The sequence below is a fragment of the Desulfosporosinus cupriresistens genome, assembly GCF_001707885.1.
In the GTDB taxonomy this organism is placed as follows: domain Bacteria; phylum Bacillota; class Desulfitobacteriia; order Desulfitobacteriales; family Desulfitobacteriaceae; genus Desulfosporosinus.
Window position 1 is genome coordinate 1 of sequence record NZ_MASS01000090.1, and the last position, 10204, is coordinate 10204.

Annotated in this window: 11 protein-coding genes; 7 read left to right on the forward strand and 4 right to left on the reverse strand. The window is 43.2% G+C overall.

From position 1 onward, the window contains the following. On the forward strand, nt 1-289 hold a 289-nt coding region (locus DSBG_RS20555), incomplete at its 5' end, for a hypothetical protein (RefSeq protein WP_207647275.1). Between the two features lie 56 nt (nt 290-345). Here the strand turns inward: DSBG_RS20555 and DSBG_RS20560 are convergent. Both DSBG_RS20560 and DSBG_RS20565 read right to left on the reverse strand, forming a co-directional pair. Further along, a complete protein-coding gene (locus DSBG_RS20560) occupies nt 346-756 on the reverse strand; it encodes a type II toxin-antitoxin system VapC family toxin (RefSeq protein ID WP_083237008.1) in 411 nt (136 codons plus the stop codon). Continuing rightward, entirely contained in the window at nt 749-1036 is a 288-nt protein-coding gene (locus DSBG_RS20565) for an AbrB/MazE/SpoVT family DNA-binding domain-containing protein (protein WP_068966757.1), read from the reverse strand. The genes DSBG_RS20560 and DSBG_RS20565 overlap by 8 nt, the downstream gene beginning before the upstream one ends. A gap of 249 nt (nt 1037-1285) precedes the next feature. Between DSBG_RS20565 and DSBG_RS20570 the strand changes: the two genes are divergently transcribed. Both DSBG_RS20570 and DSBG_RS20575 read left to right on the forward strand, forming a co-directional pair. Beyond that, on the forward strand, nt 1286-2014 hold the full coding sequence (locus tag DSBG_RS20570) for an SGNH/GDSL hydrolase family protein (protein WP_068966759.1): 729 nt from the start codon (nt 1286-1288) through the stop codon (nt 2012-2014). Between the two features lie 294 nt (nt 2015-2308). Beyond that, nucleotides 2309-3634 carry a PhoH family protein gene (locus DSBG_RS20575; RefSeq protein ID WP_068966761.1) on the forward strand — a complete coding sequence of 442 codons (1326 nt, stop codon included), beginning with the start codon at nt 2309-2311 and terminating at the stop codon, nt 3632-3634. Nucleotides 3635-4121: 487 nt separating this feature from the next. Here the strand turns inward: DSBG_RS20575 and DSBG_RS20580 are convergent, their stop codons facing one another. Continuing rightward, the gene (locus tag DSBG_RS20580; protein WP_068966763.1) at nt 4122-4490 is read right to left on the reverse strand and encodes a YopX family protein; all 369 of its coding nucleotides are present in this window, start codon (nt 4488-4490) and stop codon (nt 4122-4124) included. A gap of 329 nt (nt 4491-4819) precedes the next feature. Here DSBG_RS20580 and DSBG_RS20585 point away from each other — a divergent pair, with 329 nt between their 5' ends. The 3 genes from DSBG_RS20585 (at nt 4820) to holA (ending at nt 9186) form a co-directional block, all read left to right on the forward strand. Next, nucleotides 4820-5440, forward strand: a complete 621-nt coding sequence (locus DSBG_RS20585) for a ComEA family DNA-binding protein (RefSeq protein ID WP_068966765.1) — start codon at nt 4820-4822, stop codon at nt 5438-5440. Then, nucleotides 5437-7935 carry a DNA internalization-related competence protein ComEC/Rec2 gene (locus tag DSBG_RS20590; protein WP_068966767.1) on the forward strand — a complete coding sequence of 833 codons (2499 nt, stop codon included), beginning with the start codon at nt 5437-5439 and terminating at the stop codon, nt 7933-7935. Before DSBG_RS20585 ends, DSBG_RS20590 begins: the two co-directional genes overlap by 4 nt. Before the next feature lie 240 nt (nt 7936-8175). Continuing rightward, nucleotides 8176-9186, forward strand: coding sequence for a DNA polymerase III subunit delta (gene holA, locus DSBG_RS20595; protein WP_068966769.1), 1011 nt, complete (start codon nt 8176-8178; stop codon nt 9184-9186). Between the two features lie 225 nt (nt 9187-9411). Here the strand turns inward: holA and DSBG_RS23330 are convergent, their stop codons facing one another. Next, nucleotides 9412-9579, reverse strand: coding sequence for a hypothetical protein (locus DSBG_RS23330; RefSeq protein WP_176716344.1), 168 nt, complete (start codon nt 9577-9579; stop codon nt 9412-9414). A gap of 312 nt (nt 9580-9891) precedes the next feature. Between DSBG_RS23330 and DSBG_RS20600 the strand changes: the two genes are divergently transcribed. Next, complete coding sequence (locus DSBG_RS20600; protein ID WP_068966771.1) at nt 9892-10131, forward strand: hypothetical protein; 240 nt, start codon at nt 9892-9894, stop codon at nt 10129-10131. Nucleotides 10132-10204: the final 73 nt, after the last annotated feature.

The following is a 10204-nucleotide window of genomic DNA, read 5'->3' on the forward strand; positions in this document are numbered from 1 at the left end:
TGGATCGCGGCTTCGGCGATACTCTCCACTGGAGACTATCGTACTGGAGACTATCGTACCAAAAGCGCCATCCTTGGCGCATTGGCGGCAGCGCACATCCTTGTGCGCTGCCCCGTGTCTGGGGTCAGTCGCTTTCACGGAAGTTTTCTTTTCTGCTTACGTAAAGACCTCGCGCTCGTGTCATACTGCGTCCCGGGCTTGGGACGGGGGAGACGGGAGTGCTGGGGAGACTCAAAAATCTGCTAAAGAGTTGATAGCTGGAAATATACTAAAGAAGGATGCCGTATAGCATCCTTCTCATCAGTGGGACATTATTAGCTTTACTTGGCAATACCTACATAATCTTTATATTAAATCTTGTGGCCTGTAAAATTCACATTCTAGCTTTCTAAAATCCTTAGCATTCCAAGTTAATACCGACAACTCCAAGCTTTTTGATTTCTCAGCTAAGTAAACATTTACTAAATCAACATTTACTCCACGGAAATGAGCTAAGACACGTTGTACTAAACCATCTTCATCAAGCTCAACTTCATCAGCTTCAATGAAATCTTCGAAGACTCGCAAAATCGTTTCTTTATCAAAATTATATACTTTTCGTAAGACCCAGTAAGCTTCAAGAAGAACAATTGATTGAACATGAAATGCTATATCGCCTTGTTCTATAAGCTGAACTAATTGCTCAATCTGAGTGTCATCATCCTTCGTAAATAAACGAATAAGAATATTAGTATCGACTATCATTTTCTTATTCATCTGTTAACTCCATTGACCTCTCTTTAAGTTCTTTTGCCCGTTCGGTCTTGGCCAAATCAATTGCTTCCTCCACGTTGATGTTTGTGGCAACTTTTAGCGCTCCCATTACTCCTCGGATTGACTTCTTGATTTTGGGTTGGACTTCAATAATTCTTTCATTTTCATCTAAGACAAAAGCTAATCTATCTCCTTCATTAAGGTTTAAAAGAGTTCTCAATTCTACTGGAATAGTCAGTTGCCCTTTGCTAGTTAATTTTCCAGAGAGAAGTTGTTTTGTCATAATAAATGTACCTCCAGCAAAAAAAAAGTATTACTTAAACTTTAAGTAATACTTTTTTAAAAGTCAAGTTTTTCCGTGGTATTATTTATTTTTCAGTAGAGTAATATATTGGGAAAATACTGTTTAACACAAATATGTAAATATATAGTATAATATTTCGAAGTAAGTGAACTATTTAATAAGCTTTTTTGTGAGTTTTTAAAAAATTTGATACTAAATAAACTAGCCAGAAGGAAGAGGATAAGGGTTATGAAAAAGAAAAGTGTATTTTTATTATTAGCAATACTGTTTTTCGCTCTGGCAGGTTTTGGTATTCGCCAAAAGTTTCAGGCCTCCCAGAAAACTATACCCGCTACGATAGTTGCTAAAGTTCAAACCTTAACAGGTATTAGTAAAATTAAAAGTGGCTCAGTTAATGCGGTGATCCTTGGTGAATCGATCGCTGTTAGTCAAGGTGCCTCAAATCCCGCAACAACGAGTTGGAATTCTGATCTGAATACAGCTTTATATGCGAAGTATTCAAATAAGATAGTGTGGGACAACAAAGCTTCAGCAGGAAAACTTATAGATTATAGTTTAGAGAGAGCTAAGGAGATAACCAGTAATACTGATGCTGTATTTATTTTTACAGGAAGAATTGATAGAAATTTTTCCACGCCAGAGCAGTTTAGTAAAAAATATATTCAGTTGATCAATGAAATTAAAAGCAAAGCGCCAAAAGCAGATATTTTTTGCATTGTTGAACCACCGATGATTTCGCCTGATGAATCTAAATTTTTAGGTATAAGAAAAACAATTATGGATGTCGCCGCTAAGAATAGCGTAAATCTAATCGATGTATGGAGCGCATTTCCTCAAGATCCGGTTACTTTGCACAGATTGTTGGAGGATGTACTCCATCCAAATGATAATGGCAATAAGCTAATGGCGGACTATATTTATAGTTATTTAGTTACGGTGATCAACACAGACAAATAAATATATTGTAGTTGGCATTTTTTGGACCTTTAAAAATATTAAAGATAATTAACAACTTAACAAATTATTAACATTTTTCGTGTTATCTTTTTACATCACTAGGTTATAATTTGACTAAAATTAGAAACTGATTTGGCTCCTGTGAAAAAGTCGGGTGTAGCTCGCAAGAATGGTTAGCTAGGTTTGGAATATAGTATCAAGAGAGGTGGGTTCAGTAACTGGTCGCCACACAGAAGATAATTGGTAGCAAATGGAATACAGTATAAAAGAGCGACAGAAAAGGAGTGTATATTTTTGCAGAAAGTATATGTACTCGATTCTAGTGTGTTACTGCATGACCCTAATGCGCTATTTCAATTCCAAGATAATGATGTGGTTATTCCCTATGTAGTTTTAGAGGAAATAGAAAGTAAGAAACGCCTTCCGGAAAATGTCGGCCGAGCTGCCCGGGAGGCTATTCGTCATCTTGACCGGTTACGGAACAATGGTCAACTTTCCCAGGGCGTTTTTTTGCCGAACGGGGGTAAGATTCGGATTGAGTTGAATCATTACTCTAATGAGATTTTGCCGGCAAATTCGAATTTTGCTCTGGCAGATAATCGTATTCTAGCAGTTTCTTTAAACTTGGGGCGTGAGGAAGAGCGTACTGTCATTTTGGTCACTAAAGATATTGCCATGCGTGTTAAGGCAGATGCTTTAGGCATCTTAACGGAAGACTATTATAATGACAAAGTAGCGCTGCCTTCGATTATGGATGAGATTTTGATATTGCCGCTTGGGGATAGCGAAGTTGATGCACTTTACCAAAATAAATACATCCCTCTGCAGGTGCCTTTGATGCCGAATCGCTGTGTAAAAGCAGTTTTGACTGATGATTGTATTCTGCCTCTTGTGTCTTCTCCGGATGGAAAGAGATTAGTTTATCAGACGGAGAAGAGTCGGGCATCTTGGGACATTAGACCGAAGAATACGGAACAGTCTTGGGCTATGGAACTGCTCAATAATCCAGAGATTAAGCTGGTTAATCTGATGGGTCCAGCAGGTACAGGGAAGACTCTGCTGGCTTTGGCGAGTGGTCTGGAACAAACGGTTCATGATGAGTTATATATTAGGATGCTTTGTGCTCGGCCGATCGTACCTTTCGGCAAGGATATTGGCTTTCTGCCTGGGGAGAAGGATCAGAAGGTTCGTCCGTATATGCAACCAATTTATGATAATCTTGAGTATTTACTTCGCCCGCGGCGAGAAAAAGAGCGGGAGCGAGGTGGCGATTCGATTGTTGACAGCGCGATTGACCTGCTCATCAAGAAGAGGCAACTCGAAATTGAGGTGTTGACCTATATCCGGGGGCGGAGTATTCCTAATCAATTCATGATTATTGATGAAGCGCAGAATCTTTCAGCGCATGAGATTAAGACGATTATTACTCGAGCTGGTGAGGGAACGAAGATTGTGCTTTGCGGGGATCCGGATCAGATTGATCATCCTTATTTGGATAAGGAGAGTAATGGGTTAGCCTATGTTGCTTCTCGGTTAAATGGTCAATCTTTCTATGGTCAGGTGCGACTGATTCATGGCGAACGAAGCGAGTTGGCCACACGGGCGGCGCGGTTGTTGTGAACTTGTGCGTCCTGGGCTGGGGTCCGAGGAACGGAGTGCTGGGGAGACGGCACATTTCATGTGCACCGTCTGAAAGTAAGAGGGGAATGTGTACAAGGGGGGGTAATAAATCACCATGTAATAATAGTGAACTTTTAACACATAATACTAATATGTGTTAAAAGTTCCTCATCTTTAATTGAAAGGAGAGTGTTTTACTTTGACAATATACGACTGGTATAAAAAAATTCGGCAAGGATTAAAAGGTAGAAACAAGCTTAGCGAAATAGCTAAAAAAGTTATAAAGTAATAGATTGTACCTGGTAAAAGAGTTAAGGCCACAAAATATTGTTACGTATAAGAAAAATCGATGAGGACTTTGACCCGACTAATGGAAATAGCCACGATCTTGGCGTTATCAGCTGCCAAGTCGTGGCTATTTTCGCTAATGATAGGCTTTTTTGGGTAGTTGAAATTAAAATGTACTATTATGTACTTCGTTTGTTACCTATTCGTTAACTGTTAATGTTCCATTTTCAAACTCATTGCCTATAACGCTACCAAATACTGTTGAAGTGATATTGAGTTTTGAGGAACTCCCTAGTTCAATAAGTTCGAACATCATTTGCGTTTCGTTCCAAATGGTTTTGTAAATGACTGCTGAGATTTTGACTAAATCACCTTCATACACATCAATGCCGTTTTCATCTGAAAAACCTGTCCACTGAAGCAATTCGAATTTCCCGATTGGTTCCCAAGATCTACCTGGTACACTCACTGCAAATGGAGCTGAGCTCTGTGTATCAAAACTTATGGCTTGGGGTTTCAACATTTTCTCTTTGACCTTGTCCCAAACTTTTAATTTTAGTTTTCTCAATTCGTGGTACCCCCTTATTACTCTAGAAAGGCCTTTATTAAAGGTACGCTAGAGGAAGGTGTATTTAAGAGGGTAGAGCAGCTTGTATCTTTTACCATTGAGGAAACAGGGTGAGAAAAGGGTGAACATAGTTAAATGACACTAGTTAGAACGCCCAATTCGACAGGATAGATCAGATTTCTTAGCAGGAAAAAGAAGGAATAAAGCGAAAGTGAATTTACCATGGTTGTATGAAGAGAAAGTTTAATAGTTTCAGATGATCTGGCGTGGATCGTTGATGATAGATAAAGAGCATATAGAAGATAAGGTAAAGGGAGGAGCAGTTGCCAATGGAACGAAAGCTTCGCTATGTTTGGTGGTTTGTACTGATTGGCCTTGTGATGGTTGCCATTTGGAAGCTCTTTCTACCTCATGGTTCTAATGCTTATCTTAGAAAACCGGTTTCAAGTCGGGAGATCATAGTCTATGTTGATGGTGCGGTTGAGAAACCGGGGCTTGTTCATTTAGCTCCGGATGCTCGTTTGGATGATGCTTTGAAGCTGGTCAGTCCTTTGCCTGAGGCTGACCTGGAGAGTATGAACCCTGCTGAGAAACTTAAAGATGAGCAAAAGGTTTCTGTGCCGTATAAGAGTATTCTTCTTTCTCCGGAGTCGACAGTGGTGGGGAATCCAATCAATGTGGTTGGGGCTAATACTGGGGTTGTTGGTGGTGGATCAATTAATAATGGCAGCGTTAATCCAGCGTCGACAGGAGGGAAAATTAATATTAATACTGCTGGAGTTGCTGAACTGGACAAGTTGTCTGGAGTCGGTCCGGTTTTAGCGGAACGTATTCTTCAATATCGGACTGAACACGGGCCATTTTCTCGTCCGGAAGATTTGGAAAACGTTTCGGGAATTGGAACTAAAACTTACGAAAAGATGGCTTCGCAAGTGACGGTTGGCCCATGAGAGACGTCTGGATCGGGCGAGCGGCTGCCCTCTTGATAGGGGGCCTTTGTGGAGCGTATTTGCCGGAACAGGTGCGTCTTTGTTTTTGGGGGGTTCTCGTATTGCTGGGGGTTCGTCTGCTATTGTGGCGGCCTCGGGATTTTTTTGGTCGGGTGTTTCGCCCTGAGATTCTCTTGCTAGGGGCCAGTCTTGTGCTTGGTTATACGTATAGTGCCTTTGCAGATCGCATCCTGCCGGAGCCCCTTAGCCTGGACCATGTTGAGGTTGTTGGTTTTTTAAAGGATTGGAATATCGCAGAAGATAAGGCTGTGGGGATAGTATGCCTTGAAGACGTGGAATTTGACACTGCCGTGCAGAAGAACAGCAGCAAGGCGATAGAAAATGCGGCTGATGCACTGCCTGATCTTCGAGGTGAGTTAAAAGGTCAGACCTATCAGCTGACTGTTTATGCCGATAAGTTGGGGCAGATGCCGGGAGAGTGGAAGCGGGTTCTGCCCGGGGACCTGTTACGTTTCCAAGCGCATTTGGAAAGACCTAAAGCACTTGGGACACCCGGGGCATTCGATCTACGTCTTTATGATGCAGTTAGAGGGTTAAGTGGTACGCTAAGCGCGCAAGGGGATGTTGTCCTGCTTTCTGCGGGGGAGCCAAATCTAACCTGGAGGCTTCGGCAGCAGGTTCGAAGTCGGCTGGAAGGCTGGGATCCTGAGGAAACGGGGGTCTTAGAGGGCATCTTCTTTGGAGATTCCAGTCGGATTCCGGATTCGGTTCAGGAACGTTACAAAGTGACCGGAGTTCTTCATGTCTTTGCGGCTTCGGGTTCCAATGTAGCCTTTGTGTTAGGGTTATCTTGGATGCTCCTATGGTTTTTACCTAAGAAAATTCGAATTAGCGGAACGATACTAGTGCTTCTATTTTATGCTGCGCTTTGTGGAGGAAATGCCCCCATTGTCAGAGCGACTGTTTTGGGAATTGTCGTTTTGCTTGGACGGTTAGGGCGGGGCCAAGTGGCGACGTTGCGGTGGTTGTTGTTTGCAGCAGTAGGGCTCTTTAGCCAAAATCCTTTAATTATTCGGGATCTCGGTTTTCAGCTTTCCTTTGCAGCCGCCTGGGGGATTATTGTTCTTACCCCTCGGATTATTAAAGGGAAGGTGTTTGAACGGATCCCCAGTCTCTTTCGGTTAGCTGTTGCTGGCACACTTGCGGCGCAGGCGGCAACGCTTCCGTTGTTGATCGTGGCTTTCCATCGCTTATCTTTAATCGGTTTTTTTGCCAATGTCTTTATCCTTTTTATATTAGGTAGTGTGCTCGAAGTGGGGCTCATCGGGGTGGCCCTTTCTTTTTCTGGGGTGTTATCTGCACCACTGTTTCAGGTTAGTTTATGGCTTTTGGCCGGAACGAATTCGATTTTAAAGATATTGGCAGAATTGCCCTATGCCGATGTCTGGGTGCTAAACCCGGGTCCCCTCTTGTGGGTAATCTGGTACGGTGGAATCGGGATTATATTGTGGGGAAAAAGTCGCGTGCTTTTTATCGTAAGAGTAAGATTGCTTCTGCTGGGCAGGGGGTTAAGAAAAATAAGAGTTGTCCAGGCTTTGTACTCGAAAGTTCCTCTAAGTTTCAGGTCTGAACAAAAATTACTTGCTCGTTGGGGCGGGATACTGTTTATTGTTCTTTTGCTGTGGAGTCCATGGAATTCTCAGCACGATCTGGAAGTGGTCATGATCGATGTCGGGCAAGGGGATTCGATTTTGATTCGCACGCCTAAGAAGCATGCTATTTTGTTGGATGCCGGACCGCGCAGTGAACGGTTTGATGCTGGGGAGCGTATTGTCCTTCCGTATTTATTGCAAACTGGTACGGGACACTTGGATGCCTTGTTGATCACCCATGAACATCAGGACCATATCGGGGGAGTTCGGGCGGTGTTTGACAATATCCCGACAGACTGGGTAGGGGTGCCCGCTGTGGGCGATCGACTGGAAAATGAAGAATGGAAGGCGGGGCTTCCGTTTGGGCTAACCAGTCAATCTGAAGAAATACGCACGCTTCAGGCTGGCGATCGGATTGAGCTCGATTCTGGGGCCTGGTTGGATGTCTTGGGTCCGCATCGGGTTCTTAGTGGAACGCATTCGGACCCCAACAATAATTCCTTGGTGTTAAAACTTAACTACTTAGGGCAAAGTGTCTTGCTCGCGGCGGATATGGAGCAAGAAGAAATGGAAGAGATATTTCAGACAGGCGTCGATGTGGAGACTAATATTTTTAAGGAGCCACATCATGGGAGCCGGTTTTCTCTGTACAGACCTTGGTTGGATGTTATTCATCCTCAGGCTGTATGGGTTTCGGTGGGGAAAAACACGTTCGGGCATCCTGCGCCTGAAGTTTTAGAGTATTGGGAAGAACGTCACATCCCCGTTTATCGGACGGATGAAAAGGGCACTTTGCGACTTTTGTTAAGTGAACGCGGGATGGAAATCTTCCCTGGTCGTTAATTTGTTGTTTGTTAATCAGATTTTTAGAGATTTATTCCCATTAATTATTGGGGGATGTATAAAAAGGAAATAATGGGCAACAATAACAAGGAACATCTCTTTTCTCCTCCTCTTTCTTTTGCCCCTTCACGATCGGTTGACCGTGGAGGGCTTTTTTTGGTATTAGCAGACCCCCATGCCGTTTAAAGGTACCATGAAGCTTGAAAATGAGTTAAAATAAGCAAGGGGTGAGCTAAGAAGATGCGTGAAATTGAACGAATTAAAGAGAGTATCGTGAAGGGAAAAATTTCACCTGTTTATTTGTGGTACGGGGAGGATCGCTTCTTAATTCAAGAGGCCTTGAAAGTCCTTAAGTCGTTTTATTTCACGACAGATCCGTCCGGAAGCGGGATTGAATTGGTTTCTGCAAAGGAGCTGTCTCCAGCTGGCATTGTAGAGCGGGCCAATACGATGTCCTTCTTTGCCAACCACCTAGTGGTTGTTGAAGAGGTCACCTATTTTCAGGATGGACAAACGGCGGACTTGGAGCCGTTCTGGGACTACTTTTCCGATCCTAATCCCGCCACTTGCCTCTTGTTTATAGCTGGGAATGTGCACAAAGGAAGAAAATTTTATAAGGCTATAGACCGAGCTGGGGAGATCTTAGAATTTTGTGCTCCGAAGCGACCGCAGGAATGGCTGGCCTGGGTGCAGTCGGAATTAAAAATACGGGGAAAATCGATGGATACTCAGGTAGCAACCCAATTTATTGAATGGGCAGGACATCATACTGGCGTTTTGAGCCAGGAATTAGATAAGCTTGTAATTTTTACTGGGGATCGACAAAAGATAACGGCGGAAGACGTTAAAACTATTACGCCTCGTACGATAGAGGCCAGTATCTTTGATCTCTTGGACGCGGTGGCGAATCGAACCTCTGATAAGGCTATCCAAACGTTACAGGATGTGTCGCGTGAAGAGCACCCGTTGAAGATCCTGGCGCTGCTTGTTCGTCAAGTACGGCTTCTTTTAGGCTGTAATGCTTTGCGCAAGCGAGGCGGAAATGTAGCCGAGGCCCCTTCTTTGTTGGGAATTTCACCCTATGAAGCGCAAAAAGTCTGGCAACAATCCCAAAGGATATCGACAGAACAATTAGCAAAGGCGTTGTCGGAGTGTTTGAATACTGATTTAGCGTTAAAGACCGGGGGCGGGGATCCTGGATTATTATTGGAAATGATGATTATTAGATTTTGTGGGGAGGAAGTGTCTTAGCATCCTACGCCGGTAGGTATTCCTTTAGGGATCACGGCTTCGGCGATACTCTCCACTGGAGACTATCGTGATCGCACACGTTGCATCGCTATTCGCTTGACGCTAAGGCTAAAACGCAAAACCTCTGGGCTGTTCTGCATGTTAACCGTTGCGTTTCTTAACGCCTTATCGTCTGCGCTCATTGACGCGATTCCACTAAAGTGCTCTCTAAGCTAAGACACTTCCTCAGGCTTGGTTCGACGAAGAGGGAACGACGGTGGGGAGGAAGTGTCTTAGCACGTTCGCACACGTTACATTTGCTATTCGCTTGTCGCTAAGGCTAAAACGCAAAACCTCTGGGCTGTTCTGAATGTTAACCGTTGCGTTTCTTAACGCCTTATCGTCTGCGCTCATTGACGCGATTCCACTAAAGTGCTCTCTAAGCTAAGACACTTCCTCTGGGCTTGGGTCGACGGGGATTGGTATAACGTAAGGATTGTGGAGCTGTTTGTGTTTAAAACACAAAAACGCTTGTACAAGAAAAAGTTTCGGGTATGTCTCTTTTCGCCATCTTGACTTACACGTAAAGGAGGAAAGTCCCTGCTGGCGGAGACAGAGCTACACCTAAAATTCAAAAGAGTAAAAATATGCCAATTAGGTTAGGTTATAGATATTGAATCTTCCTTTTTCTAGTTATATACTTAGCTTAGAGAGGAGGAAGGTTATATGGTAATTGTTAATGATATCCTTTTAGAAAAGCACCTATGGTCATCTATAAATTATAAAGGAGAGAATAATATGTCCGATAAATTGACTGTTGACCAAATGGAGCAGGAACTGAGATTAGACAAAATACAACCGGTTACCCTCACACCTTCCGAGGAAAAGGTTATGATAGAAGAAGAGGATTATTTCCAGGATTTCTATGAGGAAGAGTTGAGAGCGATTTATGGTAGATCTAAATGATTTGCGATATGATGCCCAACATGGGGATTTCTTTTTTGCCAAGTTCGAGATAAGAGATTATATTAGAAAATCT